Raw genomic sequence first — 20636 nt, 5'->3', positions numbered from 1 at the left:
GGCCCATTCCCCTTCACGGGACAAGGCCACACTCATGCAACAAATAATGTTGCATGAAACAGAACAGCCAATTCTCGGACGTCCTCCATGTGCTGCTGCACATGGCCGAGGGCGATGGACCTGCCACCTCCGACATGCTCGCCGCCGCGCTGCAGACCAACCCGGTCGTGCTGCGCCGGTTGATGTCGGGCCTGCGCGATGCAGGCCTTGTCACCTCCGCCAAGGGCCATGGCGGGGGCTGGGTGCTTTCTTGCGATCTGGACCGCACCACGCTGCGCGACGTGCATGAGGCCCTGGGCGCGCCCGGCCTGGTGGCGCTGGGCTTCAGGGAGGACCGGCCCGAATGCCTGGTCGCCCAGGCCGTGAACGAAGCCTTGAGCAACGCGGTGCAGCAGGCCGAGGCCGCCCTGCTTGCACGCCTGGGCACGGTGACGCTGGCTGCCCTGTCCCAAGACTTCCACGCCCGCCTGGCCCGCCATCGCGCAGCAGGCGGCCAGGGTTGGCACCAACTGCAGGAGCACTCGCATGAAACACGTTGATTTCGCCGTCATCGGCGGCAGCTATGCCGGCCTGTCCGCCGCGCTGCAACTGGCGCGTGCGCGCCGCCAGGTGCTGGTGGTCGATGCCGGGCTGCGGCGCAACCGCTTCGTGGACCAGGCCGGCGAGACATCGCACGGCTTTCTCACCCAGGATGGCGTGGCCCCCGCCCAGATCGCCGCCCAGGCCCGGCAGCAGCTGATGGCCTATCCCACCGTGCAGTGGCTGGACGGCACGGCCGAGGACGCCCGCGTGGCGACCGATGGCCGGCTGGAGTTCCGTGCAGCGGGCACGGCCATCAGCGCCGCCCGCCTCGTCCTGGCGCTGGGCGTGCATGACAGCCTGCCGCCCGTGCCGGGACTGGCCGAGCGCTGGGGCCGCAGCATCTTTCACTGCCCGTACTGCCACGGCTACGAGATGAATGCAGGGCGCATCGGCATCATCGCCAGCTCGGCCCTGGCCCACCACCACGCCGTCATGCTGCCCGACTGGGGCCAGACCACACTGCTGCTCAACGGCGCCTACACGCCCGGCGCCGAAGAACTTTCCACCCTTGCGCGCCGGGGCACCCAGGTGGAGGCCACGCCCATCGCCCGCCTGGAAGGCCGGGCCGACGTGGTGCTGCAGGACGGCCGCCGCCTGGTGATGGACGGTCTGTTCACCCAGCCGCGCACCCGCATCGCCAGCCCCGTGGCCGAGCAGTTGGGCTGCGCCCTGGAAGAAGGCCCCATGGGCACCTTCATCAAGGTCGCGGAAGGCCAGGCCACCAGCGTCCCCAACGTGTTCGCCTGTGGCGACGCGGCCCGCGCGGCCGGCAACGTGGCCATGGCGGTGAGCGATGGCGCCATGGCGGGCATTGGCGCGCACCGGTCGATGATGGGGTGGTGATGGGGTGGTGATGGGGTGGTGATGGGGTGGTGATGGCGGCGGGCCTTGGGCCCGTGCATGGACGCAGATCAACTGCCCGCCGGACGATGCGTGGATACAACAACTTCCCATGCTAACTAAATCCGCAAATATAATTAAGACTGATTCTCATTGACATCTACAACATCAAGAGTCCAGTCCATGCACACCACCAACGGCCGCGCGCTGCGGTTCAACTCCATTGTTCTGGCCATGCTGGCCGCCGGCGCCGGGTCCACGGCGATCGCACAGGATGCAGCGCAGGCGCCGACCGCAACGACGCCGACGCTGTCGCAGATCGACGTGCGCGACAAGTACGAGCGCGAGGACCTGCCCACGCTGGCACCGGGGCGCAAGGCCGCCAAGGGTGCACGCCTGGGCATTCTGGGCGCCACCTCCATCGTGGACGCGCCGGTGCATGTCAACGCCTACACCCGCGAGCTGGCCGAGGACTGGTCCGCCCTGTCGCTGCAGGATGTGCTGGAAAACGATGCGGCCGTGGTCTTCACCACCAACAAGGGACACCTGCTGCAGAACTTCAACCTGCGCGGCCTGGATGTGACCGCCATGGACATCGCCACCAACGGCCTGTACGGCGTGGCGCCGGCCAATTCGGTGCCCATCGAGATGTTCGAGCGAGTGGAGGTGATGCGCGGCCCCAACGTGCTGCTGTCCGGCATGCCGCCGCTGGCCAGCGTGGCCGGCTCCGTCAACATGGTCACCAAGCGCGCGCTGGCCCAGCCCATGGCCGACCTGACGGCCACCTACGTCTCGGACTCCTACCTGCAGATGCATGCCGACGTGGGCAGGCGCTTCGGCCCCGAGCAGCGGCTGGGCCTGCGCTTCAACGGCGTCTACGGCTCGGGCGACATGGGCGCCAAGGATGAGAGCCAGAAGCGCCGCGTGGGCGCCCTGGGCCTGGACTACCTGGGCGACAGGGCCCGCTTCTCGCTGGACCTGTACAACAGCATCACCAAGATCGACGGCGGCAGCCCGGGCATGTTCAGCTTCCTGGGCAGCGCGGCCATCCCCGGCGTGGGCCGGCTGCTGGCACCGCCCAGCGGCGACGTGAACATGTTCCGCGGCACCCACGGCCAGTACGACAACAGCGGCCTGCTGGCGCGTGCCGAGGTGGACTTCACGCAGAACTGGCAGGGCTATTTCGCCTTCGGCGCCTCCGAGGCGCAGGGCAAGGGTCTGCTGTTCGGCACCCGCGCCATCGTCACGGGCCTGGACGGCACCACGCGCGGCGCCATCTACAACGTGCACACCGAGTCCGAGCGCCGCACGGCCGAGGCCGGCGTCATCGGCAAGCTGAGCACGGGCAGCGTGCAGCACCGGCTGCAACTGTCGTTCAACATCCTCAAGCACAAGGAAGGCACCTACAACACGGCCTGCAACTACTGCTACACCACCAACATGTACGAGCCGACGACGCCCACCTTCCCGGGCGCGCCGCAGTGGAAGGGCTACACCACAGAGAACGAATTCCGCTCGCTGGCCCTGGCCGACGTGATGAGCTTCGCCAACGACAAGGTGCTGCTGACGCTGGGCGCACGCCACCAGACGGTGAAGACGCCGCTGGTCAACGGCGTGTCGTCCAACTACAGCAAGAGCCGCGTCTCGCCCATGGCCGGCCTGGTCGTGCGGCCCTGGGGCGACAACGTCTCGCTGTACGCCAACTACACCGAAGGCCTGGAGCCCGGCCGCACCGTGGGCGCGGGCTTTGCCAATACCGGCGAGACCCTGGCGCCCATGCAGACCAAGCAGGGCGAGGTGGGCGTGAAGCTGCAGGCGGGCCAGACCACGCACACGCTGAGCGCCTTCCGCATCGAAAAGCCGTCCATCATCACCAACAGCGGCAATGCCCAGGTGCTCGATGGCGAGCAGCGCCTCAAGGGCCTGGAGTGGAGCGCCTTCGGCAAGCTCACGCAGACGCTGTCGCTGCTGGGCGGGGTGGAGTACATCAAGTCGCGCCAGATCAACTCCGGCCGTGAGAACTACGGCGTGCCCAAGCTGCGCGCGCGCATCGGCATCGACTGGGAAACGCCCGTGCAGGGCCTGTCGGTCGGCGGCCGCGTGCTGTACACCGGCTCGCAGTGGGTGGACTCCGGCAACAAGCTGCGCGCCCCGGCCTGGAACCGCTTCGACCTGATGGCCAAGTACGAGACCAGGTTCGGCGCCACGCCCGTGCGCTTCAATGCCAGCGTGGAGAACGTGACGGACAAGAACTACTGGATCGGCATGTTCACCGACGGCTTCGTCATGCCCGGCGCACCGCGCACCTTCAGGCTGTCGGCCACCGTGTCGTTCTGACCGCCTGACGCACTGCGCAGGCCACCCGGCGGGGCGCATGTGTCCCGCCGGGTCTTTTGCTTCCCACGATCGAATTTCCATGCCGTTCTTCACCGTCGCCGGCCTGCTTGCCACCTCGCTGGCCTGCCTGTGCATCTACGCCGCCTCGCCCAACCAGCGGCTATGGGCGGCCGCTTGGCCGCGCCGGCCTGCCCTCCTGGCCGGTGGCGGCCTGCTCGCAGCGGGCTGGCTGGCATTCGCCCAGGACATGCGGACGCTGGCCGCCACGTTCACCTGGCTCACCCTGCTGATGCTGGCCTTCGCCCTGCTGCCCTATATCGGAGCGCTGTTCCATGGCCGACGCACACCCTGAGGTCCGCCCGCGCAAGCCGGCCCCCATCCGGCCGGACTGGATCTCCAAGACCCTGGCCGGCCTGCTGCTGGGCCCGGGCCTGGCGATCAGCGCCAGTGGCCTGCTGGCCGCCCTGCTGCACGGCATGCCGCTGGCGGTGAGCGGGCAGCTGGTCATGTGGCTGGTGCCGCCGGTCTGGCTGCTGGTGCAGTCCCTGGTGTATTTCTTTTCCAGCGGCCTGCGCGCCTGGGCCTGGCTGGGCGGGGCCAACGCGCTGGCCCTGGCCGCCTGGTGGCTGGTGCGCGCGGCAATGCACAGCAGCGCAGGAGGCCTGTCATGAGAGCCGACCACATCCGCATCTACAAATCCGTACACACCTGGACGGGCATACTCAGCGGCATGGCCTTGTTCATCGCCTTCTACGCGGGTGCGCTGACGGTGTTCAAGGAACCCATCCGGCGATGGTCCACGCCGCCGGCCGCCGTGGTGCAGGCCGTGCCCATGGACGAGGTGCAGCCGCTGATCGCCCGGACCCTGGCCAGCACGCCGGCGGCCGCGCGCGGCGCCATCGTGCAGCTGCAGGGCGACAACGCCATACCGCGCCTGCAATGGCAGGTGCGCGATCCCAAGGCCGACGACCATGACGAAAGCGCCGTACGCCACTACACGGCCCAGCTGTCGGCCGACGGCAGCGTACAAGTCGATGAGCAGCGTCCGTCCCGCCTGGTGGAGTTCATCGACGTGCTGCACCGCGTGGTCGGCCTGCCCGTGGACTCGGACCCCAACCGCTGGATCATGGGCGCGATCTCGGCCCTGTACTTCCTGGCCCTGGTGTCGGGCGTGGTGATCCTGCTGCCCTCGCTGGTCAAGGACTTCTTCGCCCTGCGCGTGGGCAGGAACCTCAAGCGCATGTGGCTGGACGCGCACAACGTGGTGGGCATCGTCAGCCTGCCCTTTCACATCGTCATGGCCCTGAGCGCCGTGGTCTTCGCCTACCACGACCAGATCTTCGACGTGCAGGACAGGCTGATCCACGAAGGCAAATGGGCCCAGACCTTTGCGCGCCCCTCGGGCAAGGCCCCGGACGCGCCGGCACGCAATCCGGCCGACATGCTCAAACCCTCGCAGCTGGTGGAGATCGTCAAGGCCGCCGCGCCCGGCTTCGAGCCCGAAAGACTGCAGTACGCCCAGGTCACCGGCCCCAAGCCCACCGTGCGCGTCTGGGGCAGGAATCCTCAGGCCGTATCGCCGCGCGCCGTGGGCGGCTTTGCCATGCTCGATCCCTACAGCGGCAAGCTGATCTCGGCCGACTACCTGTCAGGCGGACAGAGCACGCCCAACCTGTTCATCAGCAGCTTCTTCGCGCTGCACATGGCCTCCTTCGGCGGACTCGCGGTCTGGTGGCTGTACTTCCTGCTGGGCCTGGCGGGCGCGTGGCTGTTCTACGGCGGCAATCTGCTGTGGGTGGAGACGCGGCGCAAGGCCCAGCGCAAGGGCGCAGACTTGCCCGTGCAGCGGCGCGACACAGCCCTCATGGCCTCGGCCACCGTCGGCGTCTGCCTGGGCTGCGTGGCCGGCATTTCCGCCACCATTGCCGCCGCCAAGTGGCTGCCGGGCCGCGTCGATGACCTGGCCGCATGGCACATGGGCATCTACTACGCCGTGTTCTTCACCAGCATGGCCTGGGCCTTCGTGCGCGGCGCGGCACGCGCGGCCCCGGCCTTGCTGTGGCTGGCCGCTGCCTGCACGGCCGCGATCGCGCTGTCATCGCTGCTGGGCTGGCTGGCGCCAGGCACCGGCGCGTGGGTGGACACCTCGCTGATCGGCCTGGACCTGACGGCCGTGGCCGGCGTGCTGGCCCTGGCCTGGATGGCGCGTGCCACGGCACGGCGCACGCGCAGCGGCCCGCGGGACAGTGTGTGGTCCGCGCCGCGCGACAGGCCGGCGCATCAGGACACCAAGGACTCACCGGCACCGGCCAGCTGACCTGGCCGGCACGCCATGGGAGTGCGCAGGTGGGCCGGTTGCCTGGTGGGCCGGCCCATCCCCGCTGCAGGGTCTATCCGAAAATGGCGCCGCCCGCATCCAGCGAGGGCGGCCGCAGAAGATCGGCATTGACGCCCATGGCCTCGCTGGCCCGCTCCACGGCCTGCCAAAGGGGGGCGGGCATCTGCAGTATTTCCTCGGGGGAGTTCGCGCGGGCAATCCAGTCGCTGATCTCAACGTGCTGCTCGGGGGTGAGCAGGTCCAGGTTCAGCATTTCGTCAATGGTCTTCATCGGGTGTCGGTCTGTCGCTCTTGTGCGGGAGATATGTGGGAGAGCTGCGGGAGATGTGTGGGAGAGGTGCGGCAAGTAAAACGCCCGTGCATTGTCAGCGGTCCACGGCAGGCAATCGCTGCAGCAGGGCATCGCGTGCGCGCAGGCCGGCATTGGGCTTTTGCGCCTGCTCATCCTGGATCAGCGTGGCGAACACCAGCCTGCGCTGGTCCTTGGTGGCCCAGCCCACATACCAGCCGTAGGCCCGGCTGGCATCGTAGCGGTTGTCGCTGCCGGGCGACCCGGTGCCGGTCTTGCCATGCACGGTCCAGCCGTCCACAGGCACGGGGTGCCGGGTGATGCGCGCAGTCATGTCGATGGCCTGACTGCTCACAGACAGTTCCCGGCGCACGATCTTGCGCATGAAGGCCACCTGCTCGGCCGCCGAGATGCGCAGCGAGGACACCACCCACGCGCCGTTGTGGCCGGGATGGGCCACGGCAACGGCGGAGACATCCTCGTTGCCGTACTGGAAGGCCCTCACGTAGGCGCCAAACCGCTGCTGGCCCAGCTCCCGCGCCACCTGCTGCGAGTACCAGAACACCGAGTCCTTCATCCACGCCTGGGGCGTGATCTCGCGCCGCCAGGCATCGCCACCCCAGTCCGGATACTCCGGTTGGTACGGCCACGCGGGCCGGGATTCGTCCTGCAGGATGCCGGCGTCATAGCCCATCAGGCTGATGGCGATCTTGAAGGTGGAGGCCGGCGTGACGCGCTCGGCACAGGCCGGGCCGCTGTGCACCAGGGACTGGCCCGTGTCGGCGTCGGCGACGATGGTGCACAGTTCGTGCGCGCAAGCGGGAAGGCAAAAAAATGCTGCCACGACCGTGGCAGCGGACCCAGGAAATCCAAGCATGTGCTGTGTACTGTGTGCTGTCTGATGCAGTGTTAGTGTCTGGCGCGCGATCATAGATGCGCGCGCAGCCTTCGCAACGCCCATGCAGCAAACATCCCCACAGCGTCCTCGGCGGCCGCGTCAGGAATGCGCCGAGGGCAAGGGCTTCAGGCTTTGAGGCCCTGAGGGCCGGTCAGCCGGCCTCCGCCTCCTGCAGCTGCCGCCACATCACCTTGCCGCTGCCGCTCTTGGGCAGGGCCTTGACGAACTGCACGATCTTGGGCGCCTTGTAGACCGCCATGTTCTCACGGCACCACTGGATGATGTCCTCGGCCGTGGTGTCTTCCTTGCCGGCACGCAGCACGACGACGGCCTTCACCGACTCGCCGCGGTAGGCGTCTCGCGTGGAGATCACACAGGCTTCCTGTATGGCGGGGTGGCGGAACATCAGCGATTCGACCTCGGCCGGCCAGACCTTGAAGCCGCTGGCGTTGATCATGCGCTTGAGGCGGTCGGTGATGAAGTAGTAGCCGTCCTCGTCCACGTGGCCCAGGTCGCCGGTGCGAAAGAACCGCTTGCCGTCGATCTCCATGAAGACCTGGGCCGTGGCGTCGGGCCGCTTCCAGTAGCCGTCGAAGACCTCGGGGCCGTGGACGACGATTTCGCCCTGCTCGCCCTGTGGGACATCGGCGCCGGTTTCGGGGTCGATGACACGCGCCTCGGTGCTCATGAAGGGAATGCCCAGGCATTGCTGCTTGGGATGCTCGAACGGGTTGCTGTGCGTGGGCGCGGCCGTCTCGGTCAGGCCGTAGCCCTCGCTGAAGCGCAGGCCGTATTGCTCCAGCAGGCGCTGGGCCACGGCCTGTGGCATGGCCGCACCGCCGCCGCCTATGTACTTGAGGCTGGTGAGGTCGAACTGCGCAAAGTTGGGGCTGCCCAGCAGGTCGATGACCATGGTGGGAATATTGGTCCAGCTGGTGACCTGGTAGCGAGAGATCAGCCGCCCCGCCAGCTCGCGGTCCCAGCGCGGCATGACGACCAGGGTGGCGCCCACGAAGATGGCCGTGTGCAGCACCGAGACCATGCCCGTGATGTGGAACATGGGCACGACGGCCAGGACCACGGTCTCGCTGGTGCCGCTGCCCCAGTAGCTGCCCGCCACGGCGTTGTGGTTGATGGAGCGGTGCGGGTGCATGCAGCCCTTGGGGTGGCCCGTGGTGCCGCTGGTGTAGGGCAGCACGGCCATGTCGTCGCGGCCCACCACATGGGGCGGCGCGGCGTCGGTACAGGCCAGGGCCTGCTGCCAGGTGTGGACGCTGCCGCCATCGAGCACGGCCGGCTCACGCCGGGTGAGCAGCCAGTCGTGCCACTGCACGGGCGGGGCGTCGTCGCCCTGCACCCCGGCATCGAAGGCGTCCGTGAACTGGGTGACGACCAGGTGCTCCAGCCGCTGGCCAGGAGCCAGCGCATTGCTGGCCTTGGCCAGTTCGGGGGCCAGGTCGGCCGTGGTGATGGCGACCTTGGCGTCGGCGTCGGTGATGTAGTGCCTGAGCTCCTCGGCCATGTTCATGGGATTGACCGGCACCACCACCGCATTGGCGCGGAAGATGGCGTAGTGCGCCAGGATGAGCTGAGGCGTGTTCTGCATCAGCAGGATCACGCGGTCGCCGCGCTGCACGCCCAGGCTGTGCAGGTAGGCCGCCATGCGCTCCGTGCCCTCGCACAGCTCGCGGTAGCTGATGGAGCTGCCGAAGTAGCGGATGGCTGCCTTGTCCGGGTAGCGTCGCGCATTGACGGCCAGGTTGTCCCAGACGCTGGTGGCGGGCACGGTGATGGAATGGGGCAGGCGGCTGGGCCAGAAAGCGTGGTGCGCGGGCTGGGAGGGCATGGGTGGATGGGCTTTGAAGTGTCGGTGAGTGGAAGGGACGGCGGCAATCCGCCTTGCCAGCGAGGCTAGGCCCACACCCGCTTCCCGGCATTGGGGAAGGCCCCAGGAGATCGTCGCCAAAGTGACGCTTGAGCGCCCATGGCATGCCTATGCCACCGCAACTCGCCTTGTGCTTTCGCAAGCCGGCCACGGGCACGCCACGGACACGCCACAAGCACGCCACAGGTACGATGGCGCCATGCCCTCCACGCCCGCCATGCCCCACCTGTCCCGCCTGCAGCTGTCGCTGCGCGATCTGCTGGCCCGCCACCGCAGCGCGGCCCTGGCCACCCAGCCCGCCGACTCCCCTGCCCCCGGGGCTGGCGATGCACTGCCCGCTCCCCGGCTGTCCATGGTGCCCTGGGCCTGGAATGCGCAGTTTGGCTGCTTTGTGCTGCACGTCAGCGCACTGGCAGCGCACACGCGGGCCATGGAGCTGCACCCGGCGGTCAGCCTGCTGGTGTGCGCGGCCGAAGTGGACGGCGAGGGCGTGCATGCACTGGAACGCGTGGCCATTGAAGGCGTGGCCAGCACGCCGCCGCCCGGCAGCGTGCTGGCCGATGGCGCGCGCGACAGCTATGTGCTGCGCTTTCCCGAAGCCGCGTTCATGACCGATCTGGGCGACTTCCGCTTTGTCTGCATCACGCCATCCATCGCCCGGCACGTGGCGGGTTTTGGCGCGGCGCGCGATGTGTCGGCCCATGACCTGATCGAAGCACTGAGCATCCAGCCCAGCTGACTCACGCGCCCCGCACGTGGGCCGCGATCAGGGCGCCCGCCGCATCGCCCTGCCCCGCCACGCAGGCGCGCACATGGTCTTCCCACATCTGGCCCTGCTGCTCCACCTGGGCATGGACAAAGCGCTGCAGCATGCGCCGGGGATCATCGCAGCGCTCATAGGCATACGGATCGCTGCGCGTGCACAGCGCCTTGAACTGCAGCCAGGCGGCCTGCCGCGTGACGGGCATGCCCTGCAGGCGCTGCCACTGGTGCAGCAGCTCATGGGCAAAGATGCCTGCGATCTGCGGATGCGACAGGCGCAGCGGCTGGCGCGGATCGGACTGCGTGAAGAAGGCGCGCGGCATGAAGATGCGCCCGCCATTCATGGACAGCGCCCTGCGCGTATCGCCCAGCCGCCGCTGGTACAGGCGCAGGCGCGGCAGCAGCGCATCGAGCGAGGCGCCGAAATGCGTGCGCACAAAGGCCTGCTCCTGCGCATCCAGTGGCCGGCTCCAGAAGACCATGCTCAGCCGCCCGGCCCCTGGCGATAGCGCCGCGCCATGAAATCCACAAACGCGCGCACGGCCGGCCGCAGATGCCGCGTGCGCGGATACAGCGCGTGGTAGCTGTACTGCCCCAGATGAAAACAGGGCAGCACCCGCACCAGCTGGCCGCGCTCCACGGCCGAGCGCACGGTATGCCAGGTCAGCGCAGCAATGCCCCGGCCTGCGCGTGCGGCCTCGAAGATGGTGGCCACCGAATCGGTGCGCAGCGCCGTGTGCGGCTGCACATCGGTGACGGCGCCCTGCCCGGACACCACGCTCCAGCGCAATGGGGCCGGGCCCGCCGCAAAGGCCAGGGCGCGGTGCTCGGCCAATTGCCCGGGCGCCTGCACCACGCCCTGGCGCATCAGGTAGGCGGGCGACGCCACCAGCACCAGCGGCGAATGCGTGAGCAGCCGCGCCTGCAGCCCGCTGTCCGGCAATTGGCGGCTGATGCGCACGGCCGCATCCACGCCCTCGACCACCAGGTCCACCAGCCGGTCGGTGCACAGCAGCTGCAGCTCCAGATCCGGGAATTGCTGCTCGAACTCGGGCAGCCAGTCGCCCAGCTCGATGGCGCCCACGGCCAGCGGCAGCGTGATGCGCAGCACGCCCGCCACGCGCGCACGGCGCTGCACCAGTGCGGCCTCGGCCGCATCGAGCTGCTCCAGCAACTGCACACAACTGAGGTAGTAGCTGCGCCCCGCATCGGTCAGGCTCAGCCCGCGCGAATTGCGCTGCAGCAGCTGCGTGCCCAGCTCCGACTCAAGCCATTTGACATGGCGCGACGCCGTGGAATGCGTCATGCCCAGCCGATCCTGGGCCGCCGTGAAACCCTGCGCGTCCACCACGCCGCAGAACACCCGCATGGCTTGCCATCTGTCCATTGCTCATGCACTCCTTTGGCGGGAATTGTGGAGCATGGACCGCTGATGCCGCCCAGCCCGCTCAGCGCAGCGCCAGCTCCAGCTCCAGGATGCCGTCCGTGGACAGCACATCGCCAAACACATCCTCGATCTCGGCCAGCGCGGCACGGTGCAGGCTGTCGGCGTCCACGGATTCGCCGTTGCTGCGCGTGATGGCACGTGTGGCCACGGCATCGCTGGCCACGACGACCTCGAAGCCCAGCGGCGCGGCATCGCGTGCGGCGCCGGCCACGCAGGCGTGGGTCATGAGGCCGCAGATGACCACGGTGGTGATGCCACGCGCGCGCAGCTGGTCGGCCAGGTCGGTGCCGACGAAGGCGCTGACGCTGCGCTTTTGCACCACGGTGTCGCCCGCGCGCGGCTGCAGGCCGGGGTGGAACTGGACGGTGCTGCCATTGACGGCGAACACGGGCGCACCTTCAGGGGCAATGTGCTGGATGTGGAACACGGCAACCTGCCCGGCATCGGCCCATTGCAGCAGGCGCCGGGCCTGCTCCAGGACCTGCGGGCCGCGCGGGATGGGCAGGCGGCCGCTGAAGTACTCGTTCTGGAAGTCGATGACCAGCAGCGCCGTGGCACCCCGTGGCAACTGGCTGCGCCCCGGCGCGCCTGACAGGGCGCGGAGGGTGGGATGGCTGGTGGACTGGGTGGCCTGGCTGGCCTGTTCTGCGAGGGACATGCAGTGCTCCTGAAAACGGGAAGTGGTTGATGCCTGCAGTCTAGAAACGCACAGGGCCCGCCGCAACGCCATGGAGCGGCCAGCATCTGTGCAGTTTCTGCACAGATCACCCATGCTTTGAAAAATGCCCCATCTCAGTGATGGCGCATACGGCCTTGGGCCTTGCATCGCTCCAACCGGCCGCGTGCCGGTGAAGCTGGCGATGCCGCATTGAAACATGGCCTGCGGCCCTCCCGCTCAAGAAAGGGCCGCAGGCGGGCACGGCGCTAGTTCTGCAGCTGCTGCCAGACCTTGTCCAGCCGCTTGATGCTGACTGGGTAAGGCGTGCGCAGCTCCTGGGCGAAGAAGCTCACGCGCAGCTCCTCCAGCATCCAACGGTACTCCTGCATGCGCGCATCGATGTGGCCCTTGCGCTCGGCCACCAGGCGCCAGTAGCGCTGCTCCAGCGGGCGCAGCTCGGTCAGGCGGCTGGCGTCGCGTGCAGGGTCGGCGCGGTACTTGTCCAGGCGGCTGGTGATGGCCTTGAGGTAGCGCGCGTAGTGCTGCAGCTGGGTCCAGGGCGCGGCCGCGATGAAGTTCTTGGGCACCAGGCGCTGCAGTTGCTGGGCGGCGTCGGCCGTGGCGTCAGGCGCGTTCTTGGTGTCCTTGATCTTGCGTTGCGCCGCCGCGTACTCGACCAGGATGGTGGAGGCCATGCGCGCCACCTCGTTGGCGATCAGCGTCAGCCGGCCGCGTCCGTCCTGCACGCGCTGCTTGAACTGGGCGTCGTTGGTGGGCAGCGGCTCCTGCAGGAAGGCGCGGTCTATGGCCACGTCGATGATCTGCTCGCGCAGTTCCTCCTGCGTGCCCAGCGGCATGTAGGCGACGGCCATTTTCTGCAGGTCTGGAATGTTCTTTTCCAGGTACTTGAGCGCGTCGCGGATCTGCAGCGCGAACAGGCGGCGCAGGCCCACGCGGTGGCGTGCGGCCGCAACCTCGGGCTCGTCGAAGACCTCGATGCCGACGGCATCGCCGTGGTCGATCAGCGCCGGAAAGCCGATCAGCGTCTGCCCGCCCCGGCCGATCTCCATCAGCTCGGGCAGCTCGCCAAAGCTCCATTCCTTGTAGCGGCTGTCGGCGGGCTGGCTGGGCTTGGCATTCCTGGCAGGCGTGGCCTGGTCGGGCTTTTCCGCCTTGGCAGCGGGCGCAGGCTTCCTGCCGGTTTCGGGCGCGGTGGCAGCGTTGGCAGCGGGTGCAGGGGCCTCCGTGACCGACGCCACCTTCAACGCGGCCAGCGCCTGGAAGGCGCCGCGCGCCTTGGCGCCGAGTTCGGCCTTGAGCGCGCCCAGGTTGCGGCCCTGGCCCAGCTGGCGTCCATGCTCGTCCGTGATGCGGAAGTTCATGAACAGGTGCGGGCTGAGCATGTCCAGCTTGAAATCGGCGCGCTTGACGTCCAGCGAGGTCTCGTCGCGCACCTGCTTGAGCAGGGCATCGATGAGCGATCCCTGGCCCCAGCGTTCGGGCGTGGTGAAGAGTTCGGCCAGGCGCTGGGCGCTTTCGGGCAGGGGCACGAAGCGGCTGCGCGGGCGCTGCGGCAGGCTCTTGAGCAGGGCCTGGAGCTTGTCCTTGAGCATGCCGGGCACCAGCCATTCCACGCGTTCGTCGCTGACCTGGTTGAGCACGAACAGCGGCACGGTGACGGTGATGCCGTCGCGCGCGTCGCCGGGGCTGTGCAGGTAGCTGGCCGTGCAGTCCACGCCGCCGAGCTTGACCACCTTGGGAAAGGCCTGGGTGGTGATGCCGGCCGCCTCGTGGCGCATCAGCTCGTCGCGCGACAGGCGCAGCAGGTCGGCGTTTTCCTTGGCCGCCTCGCGGAACCAATGGTCGAAGGTGGCGCCGCTGAACACGTCCTTGGGGATCTGCTGGTCGTAGAAGGCGTAGATCAGCTCGTCATCGACCAGCACGTCCTGGCGGCGGCTCTTGTGCTCCAGCTCCTCGACCTTGCGCACCAGCTTGAGGTTGGCGGGCAGGAAGTGCCAGCGCGTGTCCCACTGCCCCTCCACCAGGGCCTGGCGGATGAAGATCTCGCGCGCGGACTGCGGATCGATGCGACCATAGCTCATGCGGCGGCCGTTGTAGACCACCAGGCCGTAGAGCGTGGCGCGCTCCAGCGCCACCACATCGGCCTGGTTCTTGGACCAATGCGGATCGAGCAGTTGCTTCTTGAGCAGGTGGGCGCCGACTTCCTCCAGCCACTGCGGATCGATGGCGGCGATGCCCCGGCCGTACAGGCGCGAGGTTTCCACCAGCTCGGCCGCAACGATCCAGCGCCCCGGCTTCTTGGACAGGTGGGCGCCCGGGTGCGGGTAGAAGCGGATGCCGCGCGCGCCCAGGTAGGCGTCGCTTTCATCGCCCTTGTAGCCCAGGTTGCCCAGCAGGCCGGACAGCATGGACAGGTGCACGGCGTCGTAGCCTGCGGCCTCGGTGTTGATCTTCCACTTGTGCTCGTTGACCACGGTCAGCAGCTGCGAGTGGATGTCGCGCCATTCCCGCACGCGGCGGATGTTGATGAAGTTCTGGCGCAGCAGCTGCTCCCACTGGCGGTTGCTGAGCTTGTGCGAGGGCTCGTCATCCGTGCCGGGACCGGTGTCCTGCGGATGGAAAGCCGCCAGCGCCTCGGCCGCCGGGGCGGCCACGCTCTGCCCGCCGCTGCGCTGGGCCACGGGCAGGAAGGCGGCATTGCGCGCCGATGGCTTGGCGGCAGGCGCCTGGGCCGTGGCCATTTCCTTGCGGCTCTTGGCCACCACCTTGCCGCCGCGCGCATCCTGCAGCCATTTCCACAGGCGCAGGTAGCCGCTGAATTCGCTTTTCTCGTCGTCGAACTTGGCGTGCTGCTGGTCGGCCTGCTGCTGGGCCTCCAGCGGCCGGTCGCGCACGTCCTGCACGGACAGGGCCGAGGCGATGACCAGCACCTCGGCCACGGCGCCGCGCGTGCGCGCCTCCAGGATCATGCGGCCCACGCGCGGGTCCAGCGGCAGGCGCGACAGCTCGCGGCCCATGGGCAGCAGCTCGCCGCGCTCGTCCACGGCGCCCAGCTCGCCCAGCAATTGGTAGCCGTCGGCAATGGCGCGGCCCGAGGGCGATTCGAGGAAGGGGAAGTTCACCACGTCGCCCAGGCCCAGCGACTTCATGCGCAGGATGACGCCGGCCAGCGAGGAGCGCAGGATTTCAGGGTCGGTGAAGCGCGCGCGCGTGCCGAAGTCGGCCTCGTCGTACAGGCGGATGCAGATGCCGTTGGCCACGCGGCCGCAACGGCCCGCGCGCTGGTTGGCCGCTGCCTGGCTGATGGGCTCGACCAGCAGCTGCTCGACCTTGCTGCGGAAGGAATAGCGCTTGACGCGTGCCGTGCCCGCATCGATCACATAGCGGATGCCGGGCACGGTCAGCGAGGTCTCGGCCACGTTGGTGGCCAGCACGATGCGCCGGCCCGTGTGGCTGTCGAAGATGCGGTCCTGCTCGGCCTGCGACAGGCGCGAGAACAGCGGCAGCACCTCGGCATGGCGCAGCACGGGCTGCTGTGCCAGGTGTTTGCGCAGGTGGTCGGCCGCCTCGCGGATCTCGCGCTCGCCGGGCAGGAACACCAGGATGTCGCCGCTGACGCCGCCGGACCACAGCTCGTCCACGCCTTCGGCGATGGCGTCGTTGAGGTCGTGGTCGCGCTTTTCCTCGAAGGGGCGCCAGCGCATCTCCACGGGGTAGGTGCGGCCCGAGACCATGATCACGGGCGCAGGCCCCTTGGGGCCTTCGAAATGCCTGGAGAACCGGTCGGCATCGATGGTGGCCGATGTCACCACCACCTTGAGGTCGGGGCGCCGGGGCAGGATCTGCTTGATGTAGCCCAGCAGGAAGTCGATGTTGAGGCTGCGCTCGTGGGCCTCGTCGATGATGAGGGTGTCGTAGGCCTTGAGCAGCGGATCGGTCTGCGTCTCGGCCAGCAGGATGCCGTCCGTCATCAGCTTGACCGAGGCGTCCTTGGACAGCCGGTCCTGGAAGCGCACCTTGTAGCCCACCACATCGCCCAGCGGCGTGTTCAGCTCCTCGGCAATGCGCTTGGCCACCGAGCTGGCGGCAATGCGGCGCGGCTGCGTGTGGCCGATCAGGTGGCCGCGCACCTGGCCCTTGTCGTCGGGCGTGGCGTTGACCTTGCCCCGGCCCAGCGCCAGCGCGATCTTGGGCAGCTGCGTGGTCTTGCCCGAGCCCGTCTCGCCGCACACGATGATGACCTGGTGCCGGTCCATGGCCTCCATGATTTCCTCACGGCGGGCGGATACGGGCAGGGATTCAGGGAAGCTGATCTTCAAAGGCATAAGGGGCTGGATTATCCCCGCGCCATGCCGGCGGCGCCACGCGGCTGCAGATTTCCATACGCCTGCCCTGTGCCGCCCGCATGAAAACCCCCGCATGCCAGGGCCTTCGCCAAGTCAGGCCAGCGGCATGCATGGCATTGCGCACAATCGGCGCTCGCCTTGCCGCCCGCGCCCGGCGCTGGCCGCCTCACCCGCCTTCTTCGATCTGCTCCCCATGGTTTCTCTTGCCGCCCTCGTCATCCCGCTATTGGCCCTGTGGCTGTGGTGGCCCGTCCGCCTGATGCCGCGCCGCGCACGCCTGATGGCGGCCGTTGCCACGGCGGCCCTGGGCTGCACGCCCGCCCTGCTGCTGGTGCTGCTGCGCGAGGGCACGGTGGAATACCGCACGCTGGCCTATCTGCAGGTGCCGGGCGGCTGGGTGCTGGCCCTGCTGCTGATGCTGGCCGTCTTCATCGTGCTGCGCGACGGCCTCTGGGCGCTGGCCGCCGTGGCCCGGCGCGAGGACTGGAAGCAGCGCCTGCACGCGCCGCTGCTCACGGCCGGCGCCCTGGCCCTGGCGGGCCTGCTGTCGGCCTGGGGCGTGGCCAATGCGCTGCGCCCGCCCGAGGTGCACGAACGCACGCTGCGCCTGCCCGGCCTGCCCACCGGCCTGGAAGGCCTGCGCGTGGCCGTGCTGGCCGACATCCACGCCAGCCCCATCAACAACGCGCGCTATGTGCAGACCATCGTGGACCGCACGCTGGAGGCGCGGCCCGACCTCATCGTGCTGCCCGGCGACATGGTGGACGGCGACGTGGACAGCGGCCGCGCCAACGTCGCGCCGCTGGCGCAGCTCAAGGCACGCTACGGCGTGTGGGCGGCGCCCGGCAACCATGAGTACTACAGCGGCTACGACGCCTGGATGGCCGAATTCCGCCGCCTGGGCCTGAACCTGCTGGAAAACCGCATGCAGCTGATCGATGTGCAGGGCGCGCGACTGGCGCTGTCGGGCATCGGCGATCCGGCCTATGGCCGCCTGTCGCGCCAGAACACCGACCCCTCCGTGGCCGAAGGCGTGCCGCCCGACATCGACACCGTGGCCCGCCAGGCCAAAGAGGCCGGTGCGCAATACCACCTGCTGCTGGCCCACCAGCCCAAGACCGCCCGTGACAACGCTGCCCACGGCGTGGGCCTGCAGCTGTCGGGCCATACGCACGGCGGACTGATCCTGGGCATGGACCAATGGCTGGTGGCGCCCGCCAATGACGGCTTCGTGCGCGGCGAGTACGAGGTCGGCGCCATGAAGCTCTTCGTCAGCGCCGGCGCAGGCCTGTGGGCCGGCTTTGCCGTGCGCCTGGGCGTGCCGGCCAGCATCGACCTGCTGGTGCTGCGCGGCGCCTGATCCTGCCCCGGAGGGCAGCGTGGACGGCTACCGCGCGAACACCATGCACACCGGGCTGGCGCAGTGGGTGCTGGCCAGCGGGCGCCAGGCGTCATCCCGGGCATGGCAGACGATGCTGTCGCTGTCCTCGTTGAGCACATAGAGCAGGCGCCCATCGGGCGAGGACGTGAAAAAGCGCGGCGTGCGCCCGCCCGAGGCGAAGCCGCCACTGGCGTGCAGCAGCCCCGTCAAAGGATCGACATCGAAGACCGCAATGCCGTCAGCGCCGCGATTGGACACCAGCACCTGCCGGCCGTCGCGCAAGACCTCGATGCCTGCCGCCCGGCTGTTGCCCACAAAGCGCTCCGGCAGGGTGGACAGGATCTGCAAGCCCTGCAGCGCCCCCGTGGCCGCATCGAAGCGGCAGGTGAGCACGGTGTTGTCCAGTTCGTTGACCACATAGGCGCAGGCCAGCGCAGGATGGAAGGCGATATGCCGCGGGCCCGAGCCTTCGCGGCAGTCCAGCCATGGCTGGGGCGCAGGCACCAGCCGCCCGTGCTCGAAGGCGAAGATGAAGATCCGGTCCTGCCCCTTGTCAGGCACCAGCACGAAGCGCCCGTCCGGCGAGAAGGGGTTGAAGTGCGGCTTGGCAAACGGCTGCTCCTTGCGATGCGGCCCGGGTTGGCCCGGTAGCGCAAGCCGCTGCTGCACGGAGCCCAGGCGCCCGTCCGGTGCGATCGACATCACGGCCAGCGTACCGCCTGGCCCGCCATACCCCCGGTGGCCGTCGCTGGCAGCCGGCTCGCCCAGATGGTCGGAGACCACCAGCTGCCGTCCGCCCGGGGCGATGGCCAGGTGCACCGGGTTGCGCCCGCCGCAGTCCCGGGTCTGCAGCAACGCCAGGCGGCCCGTTGCGGTATCGCGTGCGAAGACGCTGACCTCATGGCCATCGCCATGCACGGTGTAGAGCCGGGTGGCGGCTGCATCGAGCGCCAGGAACGAGGGGTTGGCAAGCCCGTCCACGGTCTGCAGATGCTGCAGGCCGCCCGTGGCTTCGTCCACGCGATAGACGGTGATGCCCTCGCCACGTGCGTCGCGCTCGCGCGTGGTGCGCGAACCCACGTAGGCGTACAGGGGGCGCGACGCACAGGTGCTCATGCCGATGCGCCCGCCAGCGGTGCGACGGCCGCGCCCTGAATGCCATGGCGCTGCAGCGCCTCGGCCACAAAGCCGCAAGCCTTGGCCTCCTCCACAAAGGCCGCCAGCACGCGCAGGGCCTCATCGCCCCGCCCCTTGGGCAGGCCCATGGCCTGCTGGATCACCATGAAGCGGCCCGGCAGCAGGCGCAGGCCGGGCAGGCGGGCGGCATCGGCCTCCAATTGCTGCTTGACGCCGGCGGCCACGTCGGCCGTCGATTCCACAAAGGTCTGCACCACGGCGGGCGAGGACACGGCGCGCTCTATCTGCGCATGCTTGAGCTCGCGGCTCAGGTACAGGTCATAGGCGCTGCCCTTGCCGACCACCACGGTGTGCCCGGCCCGGTCCACCTGGGCGTTGTCGGTCAGCGGCGAATCCTGGCGCACCAGGTAGCTGCCCTCGATCAGCACATAGGGCGCAGTGAAGCCGATGCCCGCGCCGCGCACGGGGTCCACGGCAAAGAAGCCGAAGTCGGCCTCCTCGCGCGTGACGGCATCCACCGACTTGGCGGCCGTATCGAAGACCACCAGTTCCAGCTCCAGCCCCAGCTGCTGCGCAAGGCGCCGGGCCAGGTCGATGGACACGCCTGCGGGCTGGCCATCGGCCTGCAGCCGCGCAAGGATGGGATTGCCGGTGTTGATGGATGCGCGGATGCGGCCAAGCGGCGCGAGGGTGGACAGCAGCTGGGAGGAAAGGTTCATGGATGGCTCGCTTCAAGGGTCAACGGGATGCCCGCCGGGGCGTGGAAGAGGTACGCGAAGGGGTACGCGAAGGTTCCGGGGACGCTGCGCCAGGACCGAGGAGATCGCTGATGCTGGCCAGGTTGCGCAAGGTGCTCGCAAGGTGCTCGCGCATGGCGAGGGAGGCTTCTTCGTTGCGCTCGCGCCCCAGCAGTTCCAGGATGTTCAGATGCTGCTCGCAGTGCTCGCGGTAGCGCGCCCGGTCCTGCATAGAGCGGTAGGACAGCAGGCGCCGCACGCGGTTGACGCGGCGGATGGTGTCGATGAAGAACACGTTGCCCGAGGCCTCGACCAGGGACTCGTGGAAGTTCACCCCCCGGTCGTGGATGCGGTCGGCCGGGTCGGTGGCGATGCCGCCTTCGAGCAAGTGGATTTCGGCCGCGCGGCAGCGTTGCAGCACGGCGCGGTCCAGCCGGTAGCCGGGCTCCAGCAGCGCGGCCGGCTCCAGCGCCATACGCAGGCGGTAGGACTGCAGCAGGCTGTCGGGCGTGGTCAGCATGGCCGCAAAGGTCCAGCCGTAGCCGGGCTTGCGCTCGATCCAGCCCTCCTGCGAGATGCGGTTGAGCACGGCCGCCAGCTGGGCCTTGCTCAGGCCGTAGCGCGTGCGCAGCGCGGCCTCGGTGACGGATTCGGGCAGGCTGGCGCGCAGCCGGTCCTCGGCGATGCGAAAGTAGATGGCTTCGGTCAGGTCCTGGTCGCCGGCCGCCGCCTCGGCCAGCAGTTCGTCCGGAATCCCGTCATGCGGCAGGGCCAGGAAAAACCCCCGGTTGCGCTCGCGCCGCACCACGCCCTGCTCTTCCAGCTGCTGCAAGGCCTCGTTGACGGGCTGGCGGGAGACGCGCAGCCGGTCGGCCAGGCCCTGGGCGGCCAGGTGGGTTCCGCTGTCCCATTGTTCGGAACGGGCCAGTGCCAGGATTTGCGAGCACAGCTGGGTGGAGGTCTTCATGCCCCCATTGT

18 protein-coding genes are annotated in these 20636 nt (G+C 68.9%); 8 read left to right on the top strand and 10 right to left on the bottom strand.

The genetic code is table 11. The features are described 5' to 3' along the window. The first annotated feature begins 53 nt into the window (after positions 1–53). The 6 genes from ACUTR7_RS25660 (at position 54) to ACUTR7_RS25635 (ending at position 6076) form a co-directional block, all read left to right on the top strand. The gene (locus ACUTR7_RS25660) at positions 54–539 is read left to right on the top strand and encodes an Rrf2 family transcriptional regulator (protein WP_043822835.1); all 486 of its coding nucleotides are present in this window, start codon (positions 54–56) and stop codon (positions 537–539) included. Next, complete coding sequence (locus ACUTR7_RS25655) at positions 526–1425, top strand: NAD(P)/FAD-dependent oxidoreductase (protein WP_445610124.1); 900 nt, start codon at positions 526–528, stop codon at positions 1423–1425. The genes ACUTR7_RS25660 and ACUTR7_RS25655 overlap by 14 nt, the downstream gene beginning before the upstream one ends. Before the next feature lie 180 nt (positions 1426–1605). After that, positions 1606–3759, top strand: a complete 2154-nt coding sequence (locus tag ACUTR7_RS25650; protein ID WP_013801747.1) for a TonB-dependent receptor — start codon at positions 1606–1608, stop codon at positions 3757–3759. Positions 3760–3838: 79 nt separating this feature from the next. Further along, a complete protein-coding gene (locus ACUTR7_RS25645; RefSeq protein ID WP_013801746.1) occupies positions 3839–4111 on the top strand; it encodes a hypothetical protein in 273 nt (90 codons plus the stop codon). Next, a complete protein-coding gene (locus tag ACUTR7_RS25640; protein WP_192366521.1) occupies positions 4092–4430 on the top strand; it encodes a hypothetical protein in 339 nt (112 codons plus the stop codon). The genes ACUTR7_RS25645 and ACUTR7_RS25640 overlap by 20 nt, the downstream gene beginning before the upstream one ends. After that, complete coding sequence (locus ACUTR7_RS25635) at positions 4427–6076, top strand: PepSY-associated TM helix domain-containing protein (protein ID WP_445610123.1); 1650 nt, start codon at positions 4427–4429, stop codon at positions 6074–6076. The genes ACUTR7_RS25640 and ACUTR7_RS25635 overlap by 4 nt, the downstream gene beginning before the upstream one ends. 73 nt (positions 6077–6149) lie before the next feature. Here the strand turns inward: ACUTR7_RS25635 and ACUTR7_RS25630 are convergent, their stop codons facing one another. The 3 genes from ACUTR7_RS25630 to ACUTR7_RS25620 all read right to left on the bottom strand — a co-directional run bounded on the left by ACUTR7_RS25630 (position 6150) and on the right by ACUTR7_RS25620 (position 9130). Beyond that, positions 6150–6368 carry a hypothetical protein gene (locus tag ACUTR7_RS25630; RefSeq protein WP_013801743.1) on the bottom strand — a complete coding sequence of 73 codons (219 nt, stop codon included), beginning with the start codon at positions 6366–6368 and terminating at the stop codon, positions 6150–6152. 94 nt (positions 6369–6462) lie between these two features. Further along, positions 6463–7263 carry a class D beta-lactamase gene (blaOXA, locus tag ACUTR7_RS25625; protein ID WP_445610122.1) on the bottom strand — a complete coding sequence of 267 codons (801 nt, stop codon included), beginning with the start codon at positions 7261–7263 and terminating at the stop codon, positions 6463–6465. A 172-nt stretch (positions 7264–7435) separates the two neighbouring features. Continuing rightward, positions 7436–9130 carry a long-chain fatty acid--CoA ligase gene (locus ACUTR7_RS25620; protein ID WP_063325719.1) on the bottom strand — a complete coding sequence of 565 codons (1695 nt, stop codon included), beginning with the start codon at positions 9128–9130 and terminating at the stop codon, positions 7436–7438. Positions 9131–9368: 238 nt separating this feature from the next. On the opposite strand from ACUTR7_RS25620, the gene ACUTR7_RS25615 reads away from it, so the two are divergent. Further along, on the top strand, positions 9369–9908 hold the full coding sequence (locus ACUTR7_RS25615) for a pyridoxamine 5'-phosphate oxidase family protein (RefSeq protein WP_197943777.1): 540 nt from the start codon (positions 9369–9371) through the stop codon (positions 9906–9908). A 1-nt stretch (position 9909) separates the two neighbouring features. Here the strand turns inward: ACUTR7_RS25615 and ACUTR7_RS25610 are convergent, their stop codons facing one another. The 4 genes from ACUTR7_RS25610 to hrpA all read right to left on the bottom strand — a co-directional run bounded on the left by ACUTR7_RS25610 (position 9910) and on the right by hrpA (position 16382). After that, positions 9910–10413: a hypothetical protein gene (locus ACUTR7_RS25610; RefSeq protein ID WP_065345108.1), complete on the bottom strand. Its 504-nt coding sequence runs from the start codon at positions 10411–10413 to the stop codon at positions 9910–9912. A gap of 2 nt (positions 10414–10415) precedes the next feature. Continuing rightward, complete coding sequence (locus ACUTR7_RS25605; RefSeq protein WP_445610121.1) at positions 10416–11318, bottom strand: LysR family transcriptional regulator; 903 nt, start codon at positions 11316–11318, stop codon at positions 10416–10418. A gap of 61 nt (positions 11319–11379) precedes the next feature. Beyond that, on the bottom strand, positions 11380–12036 hold the full coding sequence (locus ACUTR7_RS25600; RefSeq protein ID WP_445610120.1) for a cysteine hydrolase family protein: 657 nt from the start codon (positions 12034–12036) through the stop codon (positions 11380–11382). A gap of 266 nt (positions 12037–12302) precedes the next feature. Further along, positions 12303–16382 carry an ATP-dependent RNA helicase HrpA gene (gene hrpA / locus ACUTR7_RS25595; RefSeq protein WP_445610119.1) on the bottom strand — a complete coding sequence of 1360 codons (4080 nt, stop codon included), beginning with the start codon at positions 16380–16382 and terminating at the stop codon, positions 12303–12305. Between the two features lie 214 nt (positions 16383–16596). On the opposite strand from hrpA, the gene ACUTR7_RS25590 reads away from it, so the two are divergent. Then, positions 16597–17763 carry a metallophosphoesterase gene (locus ACUTR7_RS25590; RefSeq protein ID WP_063325958.1) on the top strand — a complete coding sequence of 389 codons (1167 nt, stop codon included), beginning with the start codon at positions 16597–16599 and terminating at the stop codon, positions 17761–17763. A 27-nt stretch (positions 17764–17790) separates the two neighbouring features. On the opposite strand, the gene ACUTR7_RS25585 is transcribed toward ACUTR7_RS25590, so the two are convergent. Genes ACUTR7_RS25585 through ACUTR7_RS25575 form a run of 3 tightly spaced genes read right to left on the bottom strand, consistent with a single transcriptional unit; the run spans position 17791 to position 20625 of the window. Then, positions 17791–18900 (bottom strand): lactonase family protein, encoded by a 1110-nt coding sequence (locus tag ACUTR7_RS25585; protein WP_445610118.1) that lies wholly within the window; start codon positions 18898–18900, stop codon positions 17791–17793. After that, on the bottom strand, positions 18897–19640 hold the full coding sequence (locus ACUTR7_RS25580; protein ID WP_012206352.1) for an ABC transporter substrate-binding protein: 744 nt from the start codon (positions 19638–19640) through the stop codon (positions 18897–18899). The genes ACUTR7_RS25585 and ACUTR7_RS25580 overlap by 4 nt, the downstream gene beginning before the upstream one ends. 19 nt (positions 19641–19659) lie before the next feature. Further along, on the bottom strand, positions 19660–20625 hold the full coding sequence (locus ACUTR7_RS25575) for a GntR family transcriptional regulator (protein ID WP_099733252.1): 966 nt from the start codon (positions 20623–20625) through the stop codon (positions 19660–19662). Positions 20626–20636 lie beyond the last annotated feature (11 nt).

Source organism: Delftia sp. NA_296.1 (assembly GCF_052692095.1).
This window is presented reverse-complemented; position numbering and strand designations above follow the sequence as displayed.

What these genes read in the sequence shown, in the direction of transcription:
- ACUTR7_RS25660 (WP_043822835.1), top strand. Translation starts at nt 54, where the DNA reads ATGAAACAGAACAGCCAATTCTCGGACGTCCTCCATGTGCTGCTGCAC.
- ACUTR7_RS25655 (WP_445610124.1), top strand. Translation starts at nt 526, where the DNA reads ATGAAACACGTTGATTTCGCCGTCATCGGCGGCAGCTATGCCGGCCTG.
- ACUTR7_RS25650 (WP_013801747.1), top strand. Translation starts at nt 1,606, where the DNA reads ATGCACACCACCAACGGCCGCGCGCTGCGGTTCAACTCCATTGTTCTG.
- ACUTR7_RS25645 (WP_013801746.1), top strand. Translation starts at nt 3,839, where the DNA reads ATGCCGTTCTTCACCGTCGCCGGCCTGCTTGCCACCTCGCTGGCCTGC.
- ACUTR7_RS25640 (WP_192366521.1), top strand. Translation starts at nt 4,092, where the DNA reads ATGGCCGACGCACACCCTGAGGTCCGCCCGCGCAAGCCGGCCCCCATC.
- ACUTR7_RS25635 (WP_445610123.1), top strand. Translation starts at nt 4,427, where the DNA reads ATGAGAGCCGACCACATCCGCATCTACAAATCCGTACACACCTGGACG.
- ACUTR7_RS25630 (WP_013801743.1), bottom strand. Translation starts at nt 6,368, where the DNA reads ATGAAGACCATTGACGAAATGCTGAACCTGGACCTGCTCACCCCCGAG.
- blaOXA (WP_445610122.1), bottom strand. Translation starts at nt 7,263, where the DNA reads ATGCTTGGATTTCCTGGGTCCGCTGCCACGGTCGTGGCAGCATTTTTT.
- ACUTR7_RS25620 (WP_063325719.1), bottom strand. Translation starts at nt 9,130, where the DNA reads ATGCCCTCCCAGCCCGCGCACCACGCTTTCTGGCCCAGCCGCCTGCCC.
- ACUTR7_RS25615 (WP_197943777.1), top strand. Translation starts at nt 9,369, where the DNA reads ATGCCCTCCACGCCCGCCATGCCCCACCTGTCCCGCCTGCAGCTGTCG.
- ACUTR7_RS25610 (WP_065345108.1), bottom strand. Translation starts at nt 10,413, where the DNA reads ATGGTCTTCTGGAGCCGGCCACTGGATGCGCAGGAGCAGGCCTTTGTG.
- ACUTR7_RS25605 (WP_445610121.1), bottom strand. Translation starts at nt 11,318, where the DNA reads ATGGACAGATGGCAAGCCATGCGGGTGTTCTGCGGCGTGGTGGACGCG.
- ACUTR7_RS25600 (WP_445610120.1), bottom strand. Translation starts at nt 12,036, where the DNA reads ATGTCCCTCGCAGAACAGGCCAGCCAGGCCACCCAGTCCACCAGCCAT.
- hrpA (WP_445610119.1), bottom strand. Translation starts at nt 16,382, where the DNA reads ATGCCTTTGAAGATCAGCTTCCCTGAATCCCTGCCCGTATCCGCCCGC.
- ACUTR7_RS25590 (WP_063325958.1), top strand. Translation starts at nt 16,597, where the DNA reads ATGGTTTCTCTTGCCGCCCTCGTCATCCCGCTATTGGCCCTGTGGCTG.
- ACUTR7_RS25585 (WP_445610118.1), bottom strand. Translation starts at nt 18,900, where the DNA reads ATGAGCACCTGTGCGTCGCGCCCCCTGTACGCCTACGTGGGTTCGCGC.
- ACUTR7_RS25580 (WP_012206352.1), bottom strand. Translation starts at nt 19,640, where the DNA reads ATGAACCTTTCCTCCCAGCTGCTGTCCACCCTCGCGCCGCTTGGCCGC.
- ACUTR7_RS25575 (WP_099733252.1), bottom strand. Translation starts at nt 20,625, where the DNA reads ATGAAGACCTCCACCCAGCTGTGCTCGCAAATCCTGGCACTGGCCCGT.